General features: G+C 37.6%; 12 protein-coding genes. 10 read left to right on the top strand and 2 right to left on the bottom strand.

The window, feature by feature from the left end:
* The first annotated feature begins 4 nt into the window (after positions 1-4).
* Genes AC4G47_RS30675 through AC4G47_RS30665 form a run of 3 tightly spaced genes read left to right on the top strand, consistent with a single transcriptional unit; the run spans position 5 to position 10,812 of the window.
* Entirely contained in the window at positions 5-7,192 is a 7,188-nt protein-coding gene (locus AC4G47_RS30675; protein WP_491107022.1) for a phage tail tape measure protein, read from the top strand.
* A gap of 56 nt (positions 7,193-7,248) precedes the next feature.
* Entirely contained in the window at positions 7,249-8,028 is a 780-nt protein-coding gene (locus AC4G47_RS30670) for a phage tail domain-containing protein (RefSeq protein WP_491107021.1), read from the top strand.
* Positions 8,029-8,049: 21 nt separating this feature from the next.
* The gene (locus tag AC4G47_RS30665; protein ID WP_491107020.1) at positions 8,050-10,812 is read left to right on the top strand and encodes a phage tail protein; all 2,763 of its coding nucleotides are present in this window, start codon (positions 8,050-8,052) and stop codon (positions 10,810-10,812) included.
* Between the two features lie 10 nt (positions 10,813-10,822).
* Here the strand turns inward: AC4G47_RS30665 and AC4G47_RS30660 are convergent, their stop codons facing one another.
* Positions 10,823-11,638, bottom strand: coding sequence for a hypothetical protein (locus AC4G47_RS30660; RefSeq protein WP_491107019.1), 816 nt, complete (start codon positions 11,636-11,638; stop codon positions 10,823-10,825).
* 87 nt (positions 11,639-11,725) lie between these two features.
* On the opposite strand from AC4G47_RS30660, the gene AC4G47_RS30655 reads away from it, so the two are divergent.
* From AC4G47_RS30655 to AC4G47_RS30625, 7 genes are all read left to right on the top strand, one after another.
* Positions 11,726-12,586, top strand: a complete 861-nt coding sequence (locus tag AC4G47_RS30655) for a hypothetical protein (RefSeq protein WP_491107018.1) — start codon at positions 11,726-11,728, stop codon at positions 12,584-12,586.
* Positions 12,587-12,634: 48 nt separating this feature from the next.
* The gene (locus AC4G47_RS30650; protein WP_491107017.1) at positions 12,635-16,165 is read left to right on the top strand and encodes a hypothetical protein; all 3,531 of its coding nucleotides are present in this window, start codon (positions 12,635-12,637) and stop codon (positions 16,163-16,165) included.
* Positions 16,166-16,258: 93 nt separating this feature from the next.
* A complete protein-coding gene (locus tag AC4G47_RS30645) occupies positions 16,259-20,392 on the top strand; it encodes a peptidase G2 autoproteolytic cleavage domain-containing protein (RefSeq protein ID WP_491107016.1) in 4,134 nt (1,377 codons plus the stop codon).
* Between the two features lie 125 nt (positions 20,393-20,517).
* Positions 20,518-20,784, top strand: a complete 267-nt coding sequence (locus AC4G47_RS30640; protein ID WP_491107015.1) for a hemolysin XhlA family protein — start codon at positions 20,518-20,520, stop codon at positions 20,782-20,784.
* A gap of 15 nt (positions 20,785-20,799) precedes the next feature.
* Entirely contained in the window at positions 20,800-21,129 is a 330-nt protein-coding gene (locus AC4G47_RS30635) for a hypothetical protein (protein WP_491107014.1), read from the top strand.
* A complete protein-coding gene (locus AC4G47_RS30630; RefSeq protein ID WP_491107013.1) occupies positions 21,126-22,688 on the top strand; it encodes a phosphodiester glycosidase family protein in 1,563 nt (520 codons plus the stop codon). Before AC4G47_RS30635 ends, AC4G47_RS30630 begins: the two co-directional genes overlap by 4 nt.
* Before the next feature lie 14 nt (positions 22,689-22,702).
* Complete coding sequence (locus tag AC4G47_RS30625) at positions 22,703-23,098, top strand: phage holin, LLH family (protein WP_491107012.1); 396 nt, start codon at positions 22,703-22,705, stop codon at positions 23,096-23,098.
* A 40-nt stretch (positions 23,099-23,138) separates the two neighbouring features.
* On the opposite strand, the gene AC4G47_RS30620 is transcribed toward AC4G47_RS30625, so the two are convergent.
* Complete coding sequence (locus AC4G47_RS30620; protein WP_491107011.1) at positions 23,139-24,080, bottom strand: hypothetical protein; 942 nt, start codon at positions 24,078-24,080, stop codon at positions 23,139-23,141.
* Positions 24,081-24,235 lie beyond the last annotated feature (155 nt).

Here is a 24,235-nt window from a genome sequence, read left to right as displayed (position 1 = left end):
ATAAATGGACAAAGATTTACGAATTATGCTTACAGCGGACTTAGATATTCCGAAATCCGTTGCAGATATAAATAAAGCAATAGATAAAATTCAAAGTAAGATTAGCAAGTTAAGACTTGATATAGATACTACACAGTTGAAGAATGCTCAGGTTTCGATCAATGGATTGACGAATAGTATGACTCAGGCTCAAATGAAAATTAAAACTGTAACTAGCCAACAAGCTAAACTCAGCGGAGATGGTATGAGTAGCCTTAAAACTAGAGTTAAAGAGATTGACGACATCATTTCTAAGTTTGGTCAAAAAGCATCATATCAAGTAAAAACAGATGCAGCAGGGAATGTAAAGTCTGCAACGATTAAATATGTAGATGCAACAGGCAAGATGATTAACGAGAGAATGAAGTGGCAGCAATTCGTTAATAAAGTAATGACAGGTAACGATCCATCTACAGGTAAGAAGCAGTTCGAATACATAAAACAGAACGTATTCAAGACTACAGATAAAACTTACACAGATAATATTAAGAAGATACAAGATGAGTCAGATAAGCTTTATAAAAAAGCAGTCGCTGGTCGAAATGTAGCTGGTGACGGAAAAACATTCTTGAATCAGAACCAAGCTAAAGATATTGAGAAACGATATAAGAACATCATGAATGTTATTGATGGCGCTGCTAATCAAAACCGCTTGATCAACAATCAAGAACTTAAAGACATACAAAATAAAATGAATTATATTGATAGGTTGACTAACAAATATAAAAACGTTACTAATGAAATTAAACGTCAACAAGGATTAGGTGAAAGACTTAATAATACTGATCTGAAGAATGTTGATTACAAGAACTATCAGTCAATCAAACAGTCAGTAGCAGATCAATACAATTCAATGAATGTTGGTAAAAAAGAAGTTAAAGCTGAGGATGTTGTAATCAAGAAAAGTATTGTTAACTCCAAGACACAACAACAAGTGGCTGATTTTGAAGTTAAGGTTGCTACTGGTAAGAATACATTTGATAAATATAGAGGTTCAGTTGACCAAGCGAGTAAGTCTATTTATCAATTCGGTGATGGCATTCAACAAACAGCAAACAAAAACTTAGACTTCATGAACAAGTTTAAGAGCGCTATGCAGTCCATTCCTATCTGGATGGCTGGTATGACAGCATTCTATCAAACCCTTCACTTCTTTACAGATGGCGTAGCTTATGTGAACGAAATGAATAAAGCGCTTACAGAGCTGTCTATTGTATTTATGCAGAGTCAAGGCGAAGTAGCTAAGTACGGTGCTGAATTTAAAACCATGGCTCAAGAGATGAGTATTTCTGCACTAGAACTAGCTCAAGGTGCAGTAGAGTTTGCCCGTCAAGGTTTGGGTGCAACAGAAATGATGGAGAAGATGCGTATAGCAACTATGTATGCGAAAATTTCCAACATTGACTTTAACACTTCAGCTAAAATCCTTACAGCTACAGTCAACTCCATGGGTGTTGATGCTGAACACGCAGCAGATGTATTTTCATACATGGGTGATGCTACAGCGACAGGTGCTGATGAGATTGGTAGAGCGATGCAAAAACTTGGTGGTTCTGCTGGATCAATTGGTTTAGAATTCGAAAAAGCGGCATCATGGGTTGCGGTTGTATCGTCAAGAACACGTGAATCAGCTGAGACTATCGGTAACAGCGTTAAGTCCATCATAGCACGTGTACAGTCTTTAAAAGAACGTGGATTTGATGAAGTAGATGGTACGCAACTTAACCAAGTTACAAAAGCTATGGCAGCAGTTGGTATTCAGGCTACTGATGCTTCAGGAAACTTCAGAAACTTTGGGGACGTAATGGATGAGTTGGGAGCTAAGTGGGAAGGTCTAACCGTCAAAGAGAAAGCCTATATCGCAACAACTGTTGCTGGTAGCTATCAACAATCAAGGTTCTTGAACATCATGGAAGGTTATCCTGAGTCTGTAGAGCTGTATGAAAAATCCATGACAAAAGCAGGAATTGCACAAGAGAAATTCAACTTGTATCAACAAGGAACTGAAGCGCATTTAACACGTATGAAAGAAGCGTGGAATGGTGTATTCCAAAGTTCATTTGACTCTCCTACTATTCAAGCAGCGATTGATATTTTAGGGAAACTGGGACATGCGTTTGATACTCTCGTATCAACAATTGGTCTTTTACCTTTAGTGTTTGGTCTTGTTACAACAGCGCTGCTTATTGCAAGCGGAGGATTCCAAGCTTTTTACATGTTAATGGGTAAAAAAATGGTTGGAGCTATTGTTAATTTCAGATTATCTATGCAATTAGCTGCACTGTCAGTTAGTCAGTTTGGAATGAGAGCTTTAGCCACATCAACTTCAACAGCGTTATTAGGTGTTCAATTGAAAAGATTAGCGGTTGCTGGAAGAATGGCAATGGCTGCATTGATGCCAATGCTTGTAATTGGTGCAATTGGATTAGCGATTGGAGCAGTTACAAATAAAGTCACTGAGCATAACGAAGCTCTAAAAGCCCAACAAGAACGAATGGACAAGATTAAGAAGAATTATTCAGAAAATCGTACAGCAATTGACGAGATGATTGAAGAATATAAAAAATTGAACGCTATAACTTCAAACGGAACAGTGTTTAAAGATGTAGAAGAGGAAGAGAAATATTTCCAATTAACTTCTGATATCGCTGCTATGTTACCTAACCTTGTTAAGTCTATGGATGATAAAGGTAGAGCACACTTGTTTAATGCTGATGCTATGGAAAAGGAACTGAAAATTGCTGAATCCTTAGCAAATCAAAGAGATAAGGAAATTGTAGCAAACGCTAAAAACAACATTCGTGGCCCAATGATTCAATATGCTGGTGACCAGATTAGTGTAAACCAACAACAGAAAAAAGTAGACAGCATGCTTGCACAAAGAGATAACGGAAAAAACAGCGAAAGCTTTATCGCTAAACTAGAAAGGGAAAAAACAAAGCTAATGGAGCTGGAGATGGTAGCAGCTAATTCCGCTCAAGCAATGAGGGCAGAATTTGCATCGTTAGCTGATGCACAGATGCGTGTATCTGATGTAGAATTCTCTGAGCCTGTTACAGCTCAAATTAAGGATATTGCAAATGCCATGGATGTCACTAATCCTGAGAAGTCGATAGATTCAGTCAAGGCATTGATACTGAATTACGAGAAATTCAAAACGTCTTATACAGACAAAACAGTAACGAATGCAGCTAAACAACAAAATGAAGCTATTGCTGGCATGAAGGATGCTTTGAAAAATGCAGGAGTAGATCATGTTGATGAACTTGTAAAAGGCATACTTAAGGGTAAAGAATCTCTTGAAGCTGCAAAGAGTGCTGCTGATGTATATGCCGCAGCTCATGCATCATTAGATACTGAATTCCAGACAAGCTCAGAAAAGATGGCTGTTTTCAATAAGTTACTGACTGAGAACGCACAAGGTAAAGCGTTAAGTGCTGATGAAGTTGCTAATCTAATCAAAGAAGATAAATCTTTGATCAACTTGTTCAAAGTGGAAAACGGTATCATCAAGTTGAACACGAAAGCTGTTCAGGAACGAAGAAAAGAGGAATTGCAACACTTCCAAGAAGTGACTGAAGCTCGTAAGAAAGATATTGAAGCTCAAGCTCAAGCTGTTAAAGATAAACTAAAAGGTTATGGAATCTTGTTGAAAGCAGAGCAAACTTTACAGGATGCTATCGACCCAATAGACAAGAGAATTGCTGATGCATATGCAATGGGTAACTCTTTGTTGGCTGGAGAGCTTAATAAACAAAAAGAAGCTATTCGTGAACAAGCGGAAGCTATGGAGAATCTAGAGAAAGAAGCAGAACTTTATGCTTCAGCTTTAGGAAGTGTTGGCTCTGCTTCTGGTAAGACTACTGAGTATGTTACTGAGCTTCAAAAAGCAATTGATAAAGTGAACGCTGCTTTAGACAAGAATAGAACTCAACAAGGGAACTATGCAAAATCTTCTCAACAGTATAGAGATGCAGTAAAAGATGAGATCAAACTTTTAAAAGAGAAACGAGAGATGATTCTTAAAGGAATTGATGATCCATCGTTGATGTTAAACAATACAACAACCTCATCGGATGGGACTCCTACCAGCTATGCTCCTTCAACATCTGCTTACAATGGCGAATATGACGATATAATCAATAAGTACGCATCTAAAAACGGTGTTGATCCAAGACTCGTAGCTGCCATTATTCAAACAGAGAGTACATTTGACCCCAACGCTAAATCTAGCGCTGGAGCTATGGGACTAATGCAACTTATGCCGAAGACCGCAAAAGGGTTGGGTGTAAAAAATGCATATGATCCTGAACAAAACATTGCTGGTGGTACAAAGCATATTGCAGATTTACTCAAAAAATATAATGGAAATGTTGAATATGCTCTAGCAGCGTACAATGCGGGTTCTGGAAATGTGAGTAAATGGATTAAAAATGGTCAGATGGGAAATATTCCGACTAAAGAAACAAGAGAATATGCACCAAAAGTTTTAGCTAACTATAATTCGATTTCTGGCACAAGTTCCTCTCCTACATCTTCTAACGTGTCTGGTTCGAAATTGGACACCATGCTCTCAAACGCACTTGGTTTGCAGAGTGAGGGGTTTAAATACAAACAAGTTTCAGGTAAATTTAAAGGAACTTATGATGAATTTGTTAAAGGCGCGACTTCTGATTGCTCTCAATTTGTTCAAGAAATGTTCGATGAATTTCTCAATATTAACCTTCCACGAACCGCTGCTGAACAATCAAAACAAGGAACAGCGGTAGACAAAAAGGATTTGCAAAAAGGCGACTTGGTATTCTTTGAAACAAAGAAAGGGGAACAAGCGTCTCACGTTGGTATCTACACTGGTAACGGTAAGTTTATTCAGATGGGAGATCACGGACTCAAGGAACAAAGCTTAGATAGCAGTTATTGGGAACCTAAATATCGTAGCGCTCGACGCATTGATGGTGTTGGTCAATCAAGTACGGGTGATGCAAGTACTTATAATCCAAGTGAAAAAGAGATATACGACTTCCAACAAAAACAAGAATCAGAAGTAGCAAGTATTGATCAATCCGTAATTGATGCTTATCGGAAGATATTAGATAGTGAAACTGCTGAAGTTGAGAACAAAATCGCAGCTCTGGATAGTACAATAAAAAAATCTGAAGCGATTGCATCTAGAAGTCCTGAAAATTCTTCCGCTTATAGAAAACAATTAGAAGTTCAAAAGAAAGCTATGAAAGATAAGCAGAAACTTCTACATGATGAAGCAGAGATTATAAGAAAATCTGGCATAAATTCGGACGATTTAACTGCAAAACTTAATAGTTTAAGTGATGCTTGGTGGGAGTTAGATACTCAGATTAGTGACATTACATTCCAGTCTGTTATGAGTAAATTGGATGAGCTAGGCGAAAAGGTTGAAACCTTAAAAGGTAAGCTTGATTTTTCAAGCGCTCGACTTGTCTCATTTAAAGAAGGAACTAAGGCTTGGAGAAAAGAATTATCAACTCAAATCTCACTGACCAAACAAATGCAATCAGCAACCAAAGCTCAAGCAGATGCAATTAGAAATGAACTTAAAGGAACTGATCTGACCCCAGTTAAGAGAAAAGAACTCGAAACAATGCTGACGGGGTTGAGTACGCAATGGTGGGTTTATCAAGGTGAAATTAAGGACATCGAAAATACTATTCTAGATAATAAAAAACAACAAGCTGATGAAATCATTCAGTTGATGAAAGATATGTATGCCAAACAAAAAGAGATGGCTCTTGAAGCTATTGAAACTCAGAGTAAAGCTTTAGAGAAAGCTCATAAAGATGAAATGAAACGTATTGAGGATGAGCAGGATGGATACGAAAATCTGATCCAAGCTAAGATCAGATCACTGGAAGATATGTCCGATGAACGTACCTACGATCAAGACATGGAGAAACGTCAGCAAGAGCGCCAAGAAGTGTTAAATAAAATTGGTCTAATCTCCATGGATAATTCAAGTGAAGCTAAATCTCAACTAAAAGAGCTGAATAAACGCTTATCGGAAATTGATCAAGAAATTGAGAACGCTCGTTATGACAGAAATGTGGAACTTGAAAAACAAGCCCTTCAAGATGAGTTAGATGCATCTAAGAAACGAACTGACCAACTCAAAGAGGATGCAGAATTTGAGATTGAGATCAACGGAGAAAAAATTAAAAAGAAATATGAAGATGCTAAAGATGCTTTGGATGCTGAAAAAGAAGTAGTCACTAAGTATTATGATGAACTAATTAATGACGAAAGACGTTATGCTGAAATTCGGAAACAAATCGTCTCAGGGAACACTCAAGCGACTATAAACATCTTGAAAGAGTTAAAAACTCAGATAGATATCTTAGCTCCACAGATGGGTGACGCAATAGCAAACAACTTCACTGATAAGATAAAACTTGCCAAAGATGCTTTGCTTGACTTGTCAGATACTGCAACCACAGTGTCTATGATGATGGCGAATTCAGAAGCTTGGTTCGGTGCTGGTGAATATGAGAAGGGTCAGCTAGAGAATGAAAATGACCAATTAGCAGCCATTAATGGTTACACAAAAAACAAAAAAGGACAATGGGTAGATGCAAACGGTAATGTATTATACACCGTTAACTCTAGTACTGGAAAAGCTTCAAATGACAGTACTGTTGCAGCTCAGATGAAGGCCAACAGTGAGAAGTGGGCAAGTGCAGACGCAGCCACTAAGAAGAAACTTGAAGCTGAGAACCAATCTTTAGGTAAGAGCATTGGAGCCACGTACAAAGCGTCTGAGGGTGCGTGGTACAAGAATGGTGTAAGACTCTATCATAAAGGCGGCATCATTGGTGGTTCTGGAAACAAACAGACCAAGCTCATCAATAAGTTGTTCAATGCAGCACCTAATGAACAAGTTATTATGGCTCTTCAAGATGAATTAGCGGTTCCTTCTGAGAACATTGCTAAAAACTTCTTGCCAAACATGAGTAAATTCGTATCTAACCTAATGCCTAATGTTAGTGTAGCTGGTAGCCAATCTTCTGAAGGAATGGTAGTTAATATCAATATCGGAAGTGTAACAGGAGATGAAAAAGGAGCGGATATTGTAACCACAAAAATCATGAAAGAAATGAAGAAGCTTGGCGTGAAACTACGCTGAGTCTAATGAATAGGGGCTATGCCCCTATTTAATTTTGTCTAAAGGAAGGTGAATACATGGCAATAATGGAATCCATTGAATTCTCATATGATGGGAGATACAGTAGTGACTTTGGACTTTACAATATCTCATTGAAGAGTGATATGTATGAGGAAATGTTTACTGCTGAAAGAAGTATTATAGAAACAAAAATAAGAGGTAATGATAAGCCATATTTTCAAGGTATAGAGTATGAACCCCTAGAACTTGAATTGTCTTTTGCATTTGATGATGTGTGGGATAATGTGAAAATCAGAGAGGTTGCTAGATGGTTGACACAATCATATTACAAACCACTATGGTTCAAAGAGAATCCAGATAGGATATTCTATTGTTTATCAGTAGATAGTCCAAAGTTAATTCACAATGGACTCAAGCAGGGATATATAACGTTAACAATGAGATGCAATAGTCCATTCACATACAGTCCTGTTATGACTTCAAGAATTTATGATTTTGAAAACTTACCAGTTGATTCAGTGGGCACGATTGAATTTCCTAACAGGGGAGATGAAATTCTTAAGCCAGAGATTTGGATTCAAAAATATGGTAATGGGAATGTATCAATACTTAACAGAACAAATGGAGGTAAAGAATTCAAGTTTACTGGACTGTTAGGTGGCGAGACAATTTATGTTGATAACGATAGAGAGTATATCGAAACAAGTCTACCTTCTACATATAGATATGGAAACTTCAATAATCATTATCTTGAATTACAACTAGGCATGAATCTGTTGGAAGTAAGAGGAGCTTGTAAGATCAACTTCAGATATCAATTCAAAACGCTACAGTAGAGAAATAAAAGGAGGAACAATATGTCACTAGGAGAATTAGATTTAAGTTTAAAACCACAGAAATTAGAGTTATTCTTAGCAAAGCCTAATAAAACAATAATTGCGAAGCTTAAGGAAGCAGGATCACTTGTTAATACAGTCAAGTTGGGTAATGTTAATGAATTGTCTTTTACAGTACCATTCGAAGTAGAGATTTCAAATCAACTGAGAAGAAATCCAAATGTTGATAGATTAAAGGATAGATATCTAATTAAAGCACAAATGGGTGATAAAAGTGACTGGTACATCATTAACAATATACAGGACTCCATGGATGACGATGGAGATTCAAGAGCAGTAACTGCAATGTTGTTGCCATATGAGATGACAAATAAAATGATTAAGACATTTCAATACGAATCATTGAACTTATCTACGGTTCTAAAAGGTGGAACTACACTGGATGTCGAGACTAGTCAACCAGTTGCGGTTGAAGGAATACTGACAAATACACGATGGAAGCTTGGATATGTGGATGCTTCATTTGAAGTTCGGTTTAGAGCGTTTGATTTCTCATCTGTAACTGTACTGGATGCCATATTTCAAGTGGCAGAGACGTTTAATGCATTAGCTATATGGAACACTGACACCAGAACAGTGAGTTTCTATGATCCTGAACTATTTGGTATAGATAGAGGTTTGATTATAAATTATGGACATTATCTCAAATCACTCTCAAAAGAGAGTAAGGGTGATGAAATCATAACGAGATTAAAGGTGTTTGGAAAAGATGGTCTATCCATTCAAAGACTGAATATAACTGGTCAAAACTATTTAGAAGACTACTCATACTTTATGTATCCTTTCCAAAGATATAAAGACACGTTAGGTGTATATCATGTGACCCAGCATAGTGATTACATGAGTGATGAACTGTGTAGTGCAATTCTAGATTTCGGTGAATTTATAGAAATGAAGCAAGGCCAATTTGACACATTGTTAACTCAGAAGAAGAATGCTGAACATGATTTATTCATGAAAGAAGAAGAGCGCAATAAATTAATTGGTGAGCTTGCAATACTGAAGAATGAATTAGACACAGCTAATTATTTTAAAACTGATGCTTCTGAGATCATTGCCAAGAAGGATCAGAAAGAAGAAGAGATCAGTAGGAAGAAAGATCAAATTACAGTTGCCTACTCTGTTGTAGAAGATGTCAATAAGTCAATTGCTACGCTTCGATCAGATATAGCGTATAACAACTTCTTTAACGATGCCTTGAGAGAGGAATTAACTGATTATGTACTTGAACAAGAATGGGTAAATGAGAATATTGACATTGACACAGACTTGTACGAAGAGAGTAAGAAAGAATTCGAGAAAGTTAAGATGCCACAAGTTGTTATCAATATTGATATGGTTAACTTTCTTGAAATTGTTGAGTCTCAGAGAGATTGGGATAAGTTGAATCTTGGAGATATCATTACGATTCGATATGATAAGTTGGATATTAACATGACTGCAAAGTTAATCGAATATTCAATCAATCACGAAGATGGTTCTATTAGTGTAACGATTGCAAATACCAAAGACATTTTATCGGATGAAGAGAAGTTTATTAAAATGCTTTACTCTTCAACTGCTGCATCCACAACTCTCAATACGAATAAGTTCAAGTGGGATGGGATCGGAAGTACTGCTTCACAGGTAGACAAGCTCATTAATGACATTTGGGATGCTAACAAGCGGAATATCGAAGCTGGTCAAAACAACAGCATTGAGATCAGTCCAAGAGGGATCATCATTAGAGATAAGACTGACCCAATGAGTTACTTAGTTGCTCAAAACGGTTTGATAGCAATTACTAACGATAACGGAAACTCATGGAAACATGCGATGACAAAAGATGGAATAATCGGAGAACGTATTTTTGGTAAGCTTATCGCTGGGGTAAACTTGATGATTGATGCAAGTGACAGCAGTGGGACGAAGACTTTTACTGTAGATGGCAACGGAGTTACTATTGCTGGAGCAAAACTGACGATCACAGGAGGATTGCCACCTAATCAATTAGACCCAACTTTTAAAGATAGTTTAGTTAATCTGACTAAATCTTATAATGGAGTAGTTATTGATTCTGTGAATGGCTTAGTGATCACGAAGTCTAACAACCTGATCAGAACAATCTTGAATGCAACTGAAGGTTTCTCATTTGAGAAGAATGTAAACGGAACATGGACTAAGATGTTGTTCTATGATGCATCTACAGGCAATATGAAGGTAGATGGAGAGATTAATGCTAAAGCGTTAAAGGTGAATGGGGTAAATGTTTTAACAGTGGACAATAAGATAAGCACATCAGGGATTGAGACATTAGAGGTAGGGAAAAACGTAATTATGGGGCCAAATGCATATATCAGTTGGGCTAACATTGCGAACCAACCATTTATTCCAACTGACGCAACTCAGATCGGAGGTATTTCAAGTACTTATATTGATGCTAACGGTATCTGGACAGGAAAGATCAATGCGAATTCTATTGTAGCTGGTACAATCAGTGCAGACAGAATTACAGGTGGTTCTATAACAAGTTCAACGATCAACGTGAGCACTGATGCAACAGTGGGGAACAGACTTTATATTGGACAGTACAATGATAGAACATCTGCAAAAGGCATTTATCTTAATAGCGTAAACTCTATTACTGTAGGTGGATCAAGTAATAACAGAATGATTATTGCTGCTCAACAAATTCAGTTCAGTGCTCAAACTATTGATGGGCTGCCAGCTGCTAAGTTTGGATAAAAAAAGTGGACTATTTAATAGTCCACTTTACATTAACAAGCATTTCGCCACCAGATTTAGCCAAAGTGCTAACTTCGATTTGATCAACGAGTGAAGGATCAGTGATAGTCTCATATGCGATGTCAATTGATTTAGACTTTCCAATTCCCTGAATATCAATGGATGAAATACCACCAGTCAAATTTGAACCCTGATAAGAATTTGTCCAAATAGTCAAATCACCGTCAGGAATTGTGAATCCATTCATTGCTTCGACATTCACTTTATAAGATATTGAATAATATCCACTGGAGTTAGGAGTGGAACTGTAGGAATAATCTGACACAGAGAATTTGTAATTACCCACAGAAACGGATTCGTTTGAGCCTACATTTTTATCTTTTACCATTTTATTGGTATCACCAACATAAGAGGGTTCCGAACTAACGTAATCACTATTTCCTGTATTTGTATTGCCACCATTTGTATTATTGGTTTGACTATTATTCGGAGTGCTGGTTGAATTAGTTACAGGATTATTAGTCTGAGTGTTGCTTTGAGAGTTGTTGTCAACATTAGGAGTTTCAAGTTCAATAACGCCATTTTTGTAAGCAATATCAGCTCCAACCAATTTCGAAACATCTCGAATGCTTACATATCTTGAGTTGTTATAAGTGAGGACAGGGTTGTTTGTTTTGGCATTTGATCCATCAACTGTGATCTTTTGGTCATTTACTATGTATGCTTCAATCTTTTTTAATGCGCTTCCAGCAAAAGATGTTCCAACAACACCCAATAATGCTACACCTGTAATAAGTCCTACTGTGAAAGATTTTAGGTTTTTCATACTAGACTCCTTCTAGTTATATTTTCATAAAATATACCATAATTCGACAGGTGTATCAAGTATTAAATAAAAGAAAGGATAGATTGAATGGCAATAATTAATATACAAGTGTCAGGTTCAGTACGATATGACTATATTCCTGTATCTGCAAGTTTTCAAACAGGTGGTGGACTAGCTAAATATGTTCGTTTCTTCCTGAACGGTTCTCAGGCTTCATCGCTTGAGAGTTTTTCGAGTCCAGTTACATCTACAACAAAGTACTACCAATATACAGGATTGAGAGAAAATACATCCTACAGTCTAACAGTTCACTTTTACGACTCAAGCATCAGGAGTTTAGGGAGTAGTACCATATATGTCACAACACCATCAGCTCCAGATACAAGTCCACCATCAATTATGTCTTGGTATCAGACTTCAGTAAATGTAAACTCTGTATCAATGTATGCGTCTGCTTATGACAATAAAGGAGTTGGAGGATTTTGGTTCTATTTGAATGGAAGTTCATGGGGATCAGCAAGTGGTTCTTCTGCCTATTACACATTCTCAGGACTACAACCTGATACGACATACACATTTGGCGTTAAAGCGTATGACACAAGTGGAAACCAATCCTCAATGTCCACTATTAGTTATAGAACCTTGAAAGCAAGACCATCTGATTTATATTGGGATTCAAGCAAGTATTCAGGAGGGCCGATTATAACAGCGAGTGAATGGAATAGATTAACAAGCAAGATTAATGAGTTTAGAACGTATAGGGGATACGGTTACTACAGTTTTTCCTACGCATATAGTGGTAATATTTTTTATGCATCTATGTATAATCAAGCAGTAAGTGCTTTACGCGATATGACATCGAATGTCCCACCAACGCACAACTCAGGAGACACTATATTCGCTTCAGAAATAGACAGATTGAGAACTGGTCTAAACTCAATTTATTGACAGACGTAAAATAAAATGATATAATATTATGATAAGGAGGATGGTTTCGTGAATAATTATTTTCAATACAATGATCCTATTAAAATCTACTGGAGAAAAGGTACAGCCGATGATCCATATGTTCCAAAGGTAGAATCACAACAAGTTATTAACGGAAACATTGTACTGGATGAAATACCAGACACGTTTTCGCACGTACAAATAGAAGGGTATTATGAGGTTTATAATGAACTACCACAAGAAAAAGAGTATGTAGTCAATTACCTGAATGGAATTGTTAAGTTTCATAAATCTCAAGAATCAAAAAGTGTTAAAGCAAGTTATATGGGTAAAGGTATTATCCTCTATCCTGCAAAACGGATTTATCTTGAAACAGACGATCCAAATATTCTAAGAACGTTACAAGATATGATTGATGAAGCAGATAATGTTATAGGTAAGATTGACGATTTCAATTTAGTACTTGTAAAGGCGGATCAAACACTTGTTAAATTAGAGTTAGACATCGATACAGGAAACAAGTTGAGCGCAGAACTGAAAGCTAACATTCTACAAGCAAGCACAAACAATGATTTACTTAAAGCATCCATAAGAGATGCACAAGCTAAAAAAGAAGAAATTGATTCCTCAATTACATTAGGCCAAAAAACTAAATCAGACCTAGATATTAGTACTGCTGTAGCAACAATCACTAAGAACGATTTACATAGTGTAGATGTTGAAGCGAAAGAAACAAATGAAATTTTGTCTGCTGAGATCATTTCAGGTAAAACTTTAAAAACTGATTTGACGAATACTATTTCAACTGCAAGTGTAAGTAAGCAAGATTTAGACGATAGCATTGATGAAGCTGAACAAGTTAATACTGATTTAAAGGCCACAATAGTTGAAGGTAAGGCTACTAAAATAGCATTAGATGAATCTGATGTAGCTGCCAAACAGACAAAGGTAGATTTAGATAATTCGGAAGCAAAAGGAAAGTCAACAAACACTGAGTTGTTGCAGACAATTTCAGAAGGAGAAGCATTGAAAGCTGAACTGGATTCTGACATTCTGGCAGGAATTCAATTGGACACAGACTTGAAAACGCATACAGAGGAAGCTAATGCATCTAATGTAGCGCTTCTTGATAGCACTGCAAAAGCTAACACGACAAAGACTGATCTGGAAGCTGTGAATGTAATAGCGGTTCAAACTAAAACAGATTTGGAGTTAAGCACTGATACAGCTGTTAACGTTGATACTGAATTAAAAACTACTATTAATGAAGCTGAAGATGCAAAATCAAAATTAGTTACAGAAATTACAGCTGCTACTACTTTAGACACGAAATTGAGCCAATCTATCGTAGATGGTGAAGCATTAAACATAACCTTGGAACAAACTACTGTTAATGCAGAAACTGCAAATACAGAATTGTCCGCTGCAACCAAAACTGCTGAAGATGTTAAGTTAGATGTTGATGCAAGTACAACAAGTGCCGTTGCTGCAAAAACTAATTTAGATGCTTCTATTACAAGTGGAACTTCATTGAATAGTGAATTAAATACTACTATTCAAAATGCAAATACAATAGATGAGGAGCTTGGAACCAAGATTCAAGACGGTGGAGTTTTAGCTACTGATTTAGGTAGTAAAATTAACACTGCTACTCTGCTCAAAGATGGCTTAGAAGATTCAACAACAGCTGCACAAACAGCAAAGGTTGATATTGATAATGCTGTACAAACTGGTGCTGTTAAACTTACAGAGTTGAATGATGCAATTAATCTAGCTGTACTGACAGACGATAAAATTAAAGATTCAACTGCAAAAGCTGAGACTGTAAAAGCGGATTTAGATATTGCCAATACAACTGGTCAAACACTAAATGATGAGTTGGCTGATAAAATTATTGTTGGAACTCAGTTAAAAACTGATTTAACCAGCTCAACCGTAGAAGCATTAGATGCAAGTGAGCAAATTGACGGATCAGTTATAGCAGGGAAGAACAAGATTGAAGAAATGGATGGTAAGTTAACTGAAGCTGAGAGCGCAATTCAAAACACAAATACATCAGCTGAAAAAGCAAATGATGTTGCCGATAGAATGGGTGTATTTGAAGCATTCGATGAAACCAGTGTTTATCTTCCTCTTAATAAGGTAGCTTATAGTGGTAGCTCATATGTCTGCATTAAAGAGACTGTAGCAGGGATACTTCCAAGTAATATAAACTACTGGCAAGTAATCGCTCAAGCTGGTAGCGGTAGTGTTAACAGCGTTAACTCTGACAATAGTGGAGACTTGATTGTTGCTAACCCTAATACTGACGTTGTTATTTCAGTGAATACAGGTACTGGAGCTAATCAAATCTTAAAACTTGATACTGCTGGGGAATTAACAGCAGATGTATTGAAAGATGGTTTGAAGAATGCAGCTGTATTATTAACGGATAAACAGAAGTGGGACGGAAAACAAGATGAGTTAGGATTTACACCTGAAGACTCAGCAAATAAAGGTCAAGCAGATGGTTTTGCTCCACTTGGTCAAGATAAAAAGATTCCAGCAGAATTCATGCCTAAGATCAACAGTGTTCAAGTTGTTGCTGATCCGTCAGAGCGTGAAGCTTTAACAGGAATGTCTACAGGGGATTTGGCTTTCGAAATTTCAACAGGACAGACTTATATTTATTATGAGGAAGCTTGGAAGATTCAAACTTCATCAGACTGGGAAAATGTAAAAAACAAGCCATCATTCTTCAGTTCAATTGATGTACAAACAATTGAAGGAACCAGTGTAGGTAAAATTGAAGCTGAAACCTCTGTTGATGAGTATGTTATTCAAGCAGCTGAAGGAATTAATCTAGTTGCCACTTCAGAAGGGAATGTACTGACTATTGGTCTTGATCCAGCGTTGAAAGAAAAGATTGATCAAACGTCTGATCTAGCAACTAATGTTGCAGACTCAAGTATTAATGGAAACATTCTTATTGATGGAACTGAGACAGTGGTTTACACACATCCTGTAGAAGATGGATACATGCATGTCCCTGTTACTGGAGACACAAACAGCGGTAAGTATCTGAAAGCTGGAAACAGTGCAGGATTATTTAGCTGGGAGAATATCTTAGCAGCTGATATAACTCAAGATGCTTCGAATAGATTTGTAACTGACTTGGAGAAGCAAGCATGGAATTCCAAACTGTCTGACAAAGGTGGTCAAATAACAGGTGATTTAACAATAAATAAAGGTATTCCTAAACTGATATTTAAGGTATCAGGTCAAGAAAATGAATCTCGCATTTTCTGGAATGCAAGTGCTGAGAACGATTTAGGAATACAATTTGATGTATCTGGATCAATTGTTGCAGTAATGAAAAAAGATAAGACTACATCATTTAATGGTGACGTTGACGTAAAAGGAAACGCTGTTTACCATACAGGAAACCTTGGTGTGGCTACCGAAACAGAAAATGGTCTTATGAGCACAGAAGATAAGATCAAATTAAACAGTGTTGGAACTGAGGAAAGAATTTATGTTGGAACTGAAGCTCCAATAAATCCTCCAACCAATATGGTCTGGATTGATTTGAATAAGTAAGACATCAAATAAAATAAAGATGAGCGCTCTCCTAGTGAGGGCATATTTTGCTTGCATTTTTTGGAGAGCGCTTTCATTGAAAGGGAGAAATAAATGCCAACTATTAGAATAAATAAGGGAACAGAGATTCAGCCAGTATGGGAAGAGGTTCGTCTTGATGAAGGTACTGGAGAATTATCACATGTTGAAGGAGAAAAGACAGTAGCAGTAGGTAAAGCTACGCATGCCGAAGGACATTATACAAGAGCTAACGTAGGCTATGACAAACTAACTACCACAGCAGTAATCGTTGAGCCTTATAGCGTTACTGTAGCAGACGGAAGCAGATTCCGTGTAGGAGATAATATTGAGATTTTACATGGCGACTTTGCTCTAGCAACAAAAGTGGTAGAAGTTCTTGAAAACGTTATCACTATTGATCAGATGCCAGAATTCATTGAATCACCAGATGTGTCTTTACCTTTTGCAGCAGGATCAGATGTATTCAATCTGTCATGGGCTAAAAATTATGAAGCTTATGGTCATGCCGAAGGTTATAAAACCTATGCATTAGGTATTGCTTCTCACGCCGAAGGTCAACAGGCGCAAGCAATAGGACAAGGTTCTCATGCAGAAGGTTTTTCAACTAAAGCAATAGGATACTCTTCTCATGTTGAAGGAAATCAGTCTATTTCATCAGGTGACAATTCACATGCCGAAGGATTTGCAACCAAAGCATCAGGTGTTACAGCGCATACGGAAGGTAATCAGACAGAAGCAACGGCAGAAAATTCACATGCGGAAGGGTATCTGAGTAAAGCGTCAGGGGTAGCATCTCATGCGGAAGGTCAAGAAACTAGAGCAATAGGAAGCTTCTCTCATGCCGAGGGAGAAAGAAGCAACGCATCTGGAAACAGCTCCCACGCAGAAGGTGATAGAACCGTAGCGTCAGGAACTAGCGCGCATGCAGAGGGTTCTTTCACTCAAGCGACTGCTACAGGAGCGCATTCGGAAGGTGCTGGCACGAAAGCATCGGGTGTATACTCTCACGCTCAGGGATATAGCACAACTGCATCAGGAAACAACTCTCATGCCGAGGGAGAATCTACCGAAGCATCTGGCATGACTTCCCATGCCGAAGGATATCAGACTGTCGCTAAAGGTAACACCTCTCATGCAGAAGGTTCCTTTACAAATGCATCAGGTCAGGGTTCTCACGCTGAGGGAAATAATACACAAGCGTTAGGAACATTTTCTCATGTCGAGGGAGATCATAATTACGCTTATGGTTATGCGTCTCATATAGAGGGTAACGAAAACATTTCAGGTCAAATCCTTAAAGGATTTGAGTCAATCGATACAGCTACTAACACGTTGAAATTATTATCCACCGAAAACCTAAGTGACGAAAATTTTTACGAAGGAGAGAAAGTTCGATTCTATTATTATAATTCTACCCCTCCATATTTCCCTTCAACATTGGATACAACGATTACTTCAATTGATATTGATCTAAAAACAATTAAGCTGAGCGACCAAATACCTAGCTTGGGTACAAATCCTTCTGACACCTACAAAATGGGGATGCTATTAAGTCTCAGACCAGATAATAAAGCCGATTATTCGCATATAGAAGGATTCCAAAACATTGCAAAAGGTAAAGCTTCACATGCTGAGGGGAATCGGAATTTTGCAAAAGGTGATTATTCTCATGCGGAGGGCAGTGGAACAAAAGCATCAGGTGAAAGTTCACATGCTGAGGGTGATAATTCTCAGGCTAATGGAAAACAATCCCATGCAGAAGGATTGTCAACTATTGCTTTAGGGGTAGCATCCCATGCAGAAGGTAGTTTGACACGCACAAATGTTGTATTTGACAACCTTGTATCTAAATCTGTCATCGTTGAACCTTACAGTATTGAAGTGACTACTGGAACGAGATTTAAAGCTGGTGACGTTATTGAAATTCCTAAATACAGTTTCACCGCCAAAGTACTGAGTGTGTCTGGAAAGATGGTCACAATTGATACAATCCCAGGGTTCAAACCGATTCCTTCATCGGCGCTTATGCCATTTGCGGCAGGGGTGTCGGTTTATAACTTGTCTTCGATATATTCTTCTTATGGTCACGCAGAAGGTTATAAGTCAGCGGCATCGGGATCGGCTTCACATGCAGAGGGCAGTGAAACATTAGCAGCAGGAAGTAGTTCTCACAGTGAGGGATACGGGACTAAAGCTACGGGTAGTGCTTCACATGCAGAGGGTGACAGCACAGCAGCAACAGGACAAAGTTCTCACTCTGAGGGTCAAAGCACAACAGCAACAGGTAAAAGTTCACATGCCGAGGGTGAAAATTCCAAGGCTATTGGAAACCAATCCCATGCAGAAGGATTGTCAACATATGCGATTGCATCAGGTTCTCACACAGAAGGACTTGGGACTTTTGCAGGGAGATATTATGATATCGTTGCTGTGGATGCCGCTAATTTCAAAATCACTACTGAATATCCAATGTCTCTCATAGGTAAAGGAGATACCATAGCTGTCATAAAGAACAAAAATTATGAGACAGTGTATGAATTCAAAGTAGATAAGTTTGATTTCGCGAACATATGGGAACTTACACTTGAAAACACATCTAATATGAGCAACATTACCGTAGGCAGTAGGTTGTTACCCATTACATTACCTGCTAGTGGAAGTGGTGCTCATGCAGAGGGTACGGGAAGTATTGCATCAGCTCGCGCGGCACATGCAGAAGGGGATTCAACTATTGCTTATGGGGTAGCATCACATGCAGAAGGTGTACGAACCCTAGCTGACGCAGAGGGGTCACATGCAGAAGGAAATGGGACTATTGCATCAGCAATCAATTCGCATGCCGAAGGTTTACGGACAGTAGCATCAGGATTGGCTTCTCATGCAGAAGGAAATGCTACATGGGCTTTCAGTGATGGTTCTCATGCCGAAGGTTATGATACTGTAGCAATGCCAGCCATTGTATTCACAACTGTTACTAGTAGGGATTATACGAATAATACAATCACTGTTGGTCTTGTTTCGGGATTCAGTGAAGGTGATAAAGTGTATTTGATAGCAACAGATCAAGTATTCTCAACACCGTTCACCATTGCGTCTACTAATGGAACAACATGGACTTTAGCAGAGAGTCTAAGTGTTACAAGTCCAAATTCAGTTACACATGTAATCAAGCCTACAACCGAAGCTAACATACCGTCTCATGCAGAAGGGAGATCAACAAAGGCGTTTGGTATGTATTCTCATGCCGAGGGTTACAATAGCCAAGCTACTGGGAATTCCGCTCACGCAGAGGGATATGGGACAGTAGCATCAGGTAATTACTCTCATGCTGAGGGGACTGGAGCACAGGCTAGAGGAATAGCTTCTCATGCAGAGGGAAACAATACAATAGCCAGTGGTTTATATTCACATGCAGAAGGACATACGGCTATGGCACAAGCAAACTATTCGCATGCAACGGGGGTATATACCAATGTAAGTAGTGCATACCCTTCCGCTTGGATTATGGGGCAATATGGAGAAGCTAAAGAACAAGCGTCTTGGCATTTAGCAAATGGAACTGGATCAGGAGCAAAAGGACTTGCCGCAAGAATCTCAACTCAAGGTGGTATGTATACCACAAAAGCCTACTCAACTGGTGGCGCAGACTATGCTGAGATGTTCGAATGGATGGATGAAAACAAAGACAACGAGGATCGTGTTGGGTATTTTGTAGCGTTAGATGGTGACAGAATACGTGTTGCCAATGCATCAGACAACTATATTCTAGGCGTTGTTAGTGCTGATCCATCAGTTATTGGTGACAATCAGGATTTACACTGGAAAGGTAGATATCTGAGAGACGAATGGGATCGTATTAAATATCATATGGTAGACATTCCAGCAGAAATTAGTGAGAATATAGTGGGTATTGATAAAGATGGTAACAATGTTATTGAAACCATTGAAATCTCACCAGCTAGAAAAGAACGTCAGCCTATGCTAAATCCTGATTGGGATGCAGATCAATATTATGCTAGACGTGAATTACGTCCAGAATGGTCAGCAATTGGGATGATGGGTAAACTGCTAGTTCGTGATGATGGTACTTCTGTTGTAAACGGATTTGTAATGCCAAACGATGAAGGGATTGCAACAACAAGCGAATCTGGATTCAGAGTCATGAAACGTGTATCAGAGAACATCATTCAGGTTCTTGTAAAGTAAAAGGGAAACCTCAAACTTTGACAGGCGTTAAATAAAATGATATAATATAGTAAAGATATCTGTGGAGTGCATATTTATTATGCACTCCTATTTGTCGTTAAATTGAAGAGTGTGAGGTGATAACAGTGTCAGATTATACAAATAAGGAAATGCTTGAAGCTATTTACGAAGTAAGGGACAGAGTAACAAGAATTGAAGCTCAGTTAAATCGCGCTGAAAAAGTAGAAGAAAAGGTAGATGTAGCTAAGGATGTAGCAGACGAAGCATTAATGATAGCTAAACAAAACGAGAAGCAGATACAAAACTTGCAAGCACTTAATAAGTGGGCATGGGGATTTGTAATAACAGCTATGATCGGAATGTTGGCAACGTTCTTAGGAGTAGGAAGATAAAGAAGGTGAGTGAGAATGAAGTGGTTTCATGGATTTTTCTCTATTGACGAATTTAGAATATCAAGTTTAGTACTCATCCTAATCGCAGTTGTTGCAGTGATCCTTGCTGTGTATGCAACTACAGGCAATGTGAATCATATATTGATTAGCTTTGCAGAAACATTAGTGTATTCAGTTGCTGGAGTAAATGTTGTAAGCGGTTTCACTACAGCGATAGACAAAAGGAAAAATTCAAAGAATGATCAGAGCGCAATTGATAGAAGTAGTCCTTTAGAAAGCAACGGTACATATGTATCAAAAGAAGAAGTGGATATAAAAGATAAAGAAAGGAGTAAAGTAAAATGACATTTAAAATGAAATACAATATTACAGCAGACTATATCAAGACAGGCACTAAAAGACGTTCAGGAATTAAGATGAACAAGATGCAATTCATTGTTGCACACGATACTGGAAATCCTAAATCAACTGCTAAGAATAATGTAAGTTACTACAAAAACTCAGCAAATGAAATCAGTGCTTCAGCACACATATTCGTTGATGACAAAGACATTATTGAATGTGTTCCGTTTTTAACTGGAACTCCAGAAAAGGCGTGGCATGTAATATATAATGTTCCAAAAGATAATCAGTTGTTCGGAGTGGATTCAAATGACGCTGCTGGAGGAATTGAGTACTGCTATGGTGACAATATCAATGCAGATGAAGCTTATAAGAGGTTTGTATGGGTTATTGCCTATGCCTTTTACAAAAATAATGTAAATCCTACAAAGTTAACAGGTCACTACATTCTTGATCCAGATCGTAAGAGTGATCCTAAGAGTGGTTTAGCAAAGAGTGGACGTACATTTGAGCAGTTACAGAAAGATGTAATCAAAGAATATAACGATTGCATAAGCGGAGAAACATCGAAAGGAGAGGTTCCAGTGGCAGCAACACCAAGTAATGGAATTGTAAAAGAAAGAATTTACGCTTCAGGTGGAGTATTGAAACGTGCAGATGGTGATTACAAAGTAAGCGCAACAGACGTAAGATATATTAAATTCAAAAAGAACGCATTTACAATGAAAGCAGTTTGGAGTAAAGGGAAAACAGTTTCACAACTCGTTAAAGAACATGGAGCAGATTATGGATTTAACTTCCCATTCTTCTGGAATGGTAATCCGATAGCAGATTGCAAAATAGGTGACACAATCCTTAACAAAGGATATGACACAGCAAATGCTTCGCAACAAACTAAATGGAATGGTTTAGCTTTTAAAGATGGTCAACCTGTGATTGGTACATTGAATGTGAATGATGATTATGGCAAAGATGGCTTCTTAGTTAAGACTACTCCATTGTTAGTGAGTAAAGGAAATTTGGTTTGGGAGTATTACAGAAAGCAAGATGGAACTGCAAGTGATATCGGAAAAAATGGAGACACATACGTAAGATGTCAACGTACATTTGTAGGATTAGATGCTGAAGGTAATTTCCACTTAGCTGTAGGTGATGGACGTACCAGCTATGATAGAGGATTAACTTTAGAGGAAATGGCGCTTTACATGAAGTCTAAAGGTTGCATTACAGCGCTTAATGGCGATGGTGGAGGTTCATCTGTTATTGCAGACAAAACAGGTTCACTAGGACAAAATAAAGGCGCAAATGAGAGAGCTGTCAATCATGCAATCCTTATCTTTATGAATCCTGAGAAGACACCTGATCCAACACCTGAAGTGCCAGTGAAAGGAGATGATAAAGTGGAACAATGGAAACTTGATACACTGAAAAAAGTGAGCACCTACAAGCAAAAGGATGGAACTCCAATGATCGAGTATGATACTTGGAAAGACAAGTTAAATGACAATGCACCAATCTGGTTGGTTATGGAGCTAATTGAGAGAGTTTTAAATAACAAGTAAAGGAGTGAAATAAAATGGAAACAACATCTGTGTTTGTAATGTTAGCATCTATACTGATAGCTGTACTGATTGCATTCTTCTTAGTACCTTTCTTAAAAAGAAAAGGTGTGTTGAATGAGAAATCAATTGGATTAATTCAAAAGTTTTTACTCTTCCTGAAGCTGCTACTTCAGAACTTCAAAGGGAATAAAGCGACTACTAATGTAATCTTTGCTGTAGCAGAGAAGGTAGTAAGTTATGTTGAGCAAACGATGAAGACAGAAGACAATGAGATTAAGAAAAATGCTGCAATTGACAATGTAATAGAGGTTCTTGGAAGTCTTGGTATAAAACTGAGCGATGAGAATGTGAAGTTGATAGAGATTGGCATTGAATCAGCTGTAAATCTTCTGCCAAAAACAAATAAGTAAAAAACAAAAGCTCCTCTCGAATAATGAGAGGAGCTTTATTTTATTCTTCGTTTGGAGAGTGATTAAAAGCGTATACTCCTCTTGATCGTTTATGCACTCTAGGTTCACGTTCCATTGAAGAAGCTAAATAGAAGCTAATTGTTTTCTTAGTAACATTGAATTTTTTGATTGTTTTGCTGTTAATGTAATCTACCATGTCAAGAGGGGAAGATGGCCCTTTTTCCTGCAAACATTTAATAATTAATTCAACGATTTTATCAGACTTTGCACCACTGTAAGAACTCTGTTTAGCTTTATTCTTTGGTGTAGTTGTACCTGATTCTTTCGTATTTTTGTCAGTAAGATTAAATTCAATGACTTCTTGTGTAGGAGATGCTTCGATAAATGATTCTTGAATATGAACATATGGTGAAGAAGTTGCTTCAATTAGATGAGGGAATTCTTTTTTCATTTCATCTTGAATTTTCAATTCGAATTTTTCTGTCATATGTTTTGCAAGCAATTCAGCATAAAATAGTGATAAATCAATCTCACTTAATTTTGGCAACGATCTCATAATTTTAAATAGTCCATAAACACCCATAAGTTGTGTGATAACTTTTCTGGCTTCCACTGACATATTAACTCCAGTAACTTCCTCAAAATAATCGTTTAGCTCAGTTTCATGCTCAGTCTCTGAGTTACCAAAACCGTAAACACTCCAATTACGCAACATAGAAACAATGTAGCCAAAATGCTGTTTACCTTTTACTTTTTTAGCAGTTCGATGAATAGACTCTAGCATCCAGTAATAAGCTGGCAACCCTTTAGCAAGAAGCTCTCTGTAAATCAATCCTATACTTTCTTCTGTTTTACTATTCCAATCAGGCATTTCATGCTTATATACTCCAGAAATTACAGTCAATGCAGTTTTATCATCTTTAGGGCGACTATATCTTTTGTCGTAATAATCTTGGAGACTAAGCAATGCGTAATCTTTCATAAATTCACGTCCTTGTATCGTATTAATTAATAACAGTATAACACACATAAAGTAATCAGAAACAAAAAAATATGGAAATATTGTCGAAAAACCTCATTTTATCACGGGCAGGGAGAGACAAAGGTATTGAAGACAGATAAAAGTAACAAAGCAGA

This window comes from Paenibacillus sp. Negev47, from assembly GCF_058313655.1.
This window is presented reverse-complemented; position numbering and strand designations above follow the sequence as displayed.

Coding starts and splice junctions, on each gene's coding strand:
- AC4G47_RS30630 (WP_491107013.1), top strand. CDS start 21,126: ATGACATTTAAAATGAAATACAATATTACAGCAGACTATATCAAGACA.
- AC4G47_RS30620 (WP_491107011.1), bottom strand. CDS start 24,080: ATGAAAGATTACGCATTGCTTAGTCTCCAAGATTATTACGACAAAAGA.
- AC4G47_RS30655 (WP_491107018.1), top strand. CDS start 11,726: ATGGCAATAATTAATATACAAGTGTCAGGTTCAGTACGATATGACTAT.
- AC4G47_RS30660 (WP_491107019.1), bottom strand. CDS start 11,638: ATGAAAAACCTAAAATCTTTCACAGTAGGACTTATTACAGGTGTAGCA.
- AC4G47_RS30675 (WP_491107022.1), top strand. CDS start 5: ATGGACAAAGATTTACGAATTATGCTTACAGCGGACTTAGATATTCCG.
- AC4G47_RS30670 (WP_491107021.1), top strand. CDS start 7,249: ATGGCAATAATGGAATCCATTGAATTCTCATATGATGGGAGATACAGT.
- AC4G47_RS30635 (WP_491107014.1), top strand. CDS start 20,800: ATGAAGTGGTTTCATGGATTTTTCTCTATTGACGAATTTAGAATATCA.
- AC4G47_RS30645 (WP_491107016.1), top strand. CDS start 16,259: ATGCCAACTATTAGAATAAATAAGGGAACAGAGATTCAGCCAGTATGG.
- AC4G47_RS30665 (WP_491107020.1), top strand. CDS start 8,050: ATGTCACTAGGAGAATTAGATTTAAGTTTAAAACCACAGAAATTAGAG.
- AC4G47_RS30625 (WP_491107012.1), top strand. CDS start 22,703: ATGGAAACAACATCTGTGTTTGTAATGTTAGCATCTATACTGATAGCT.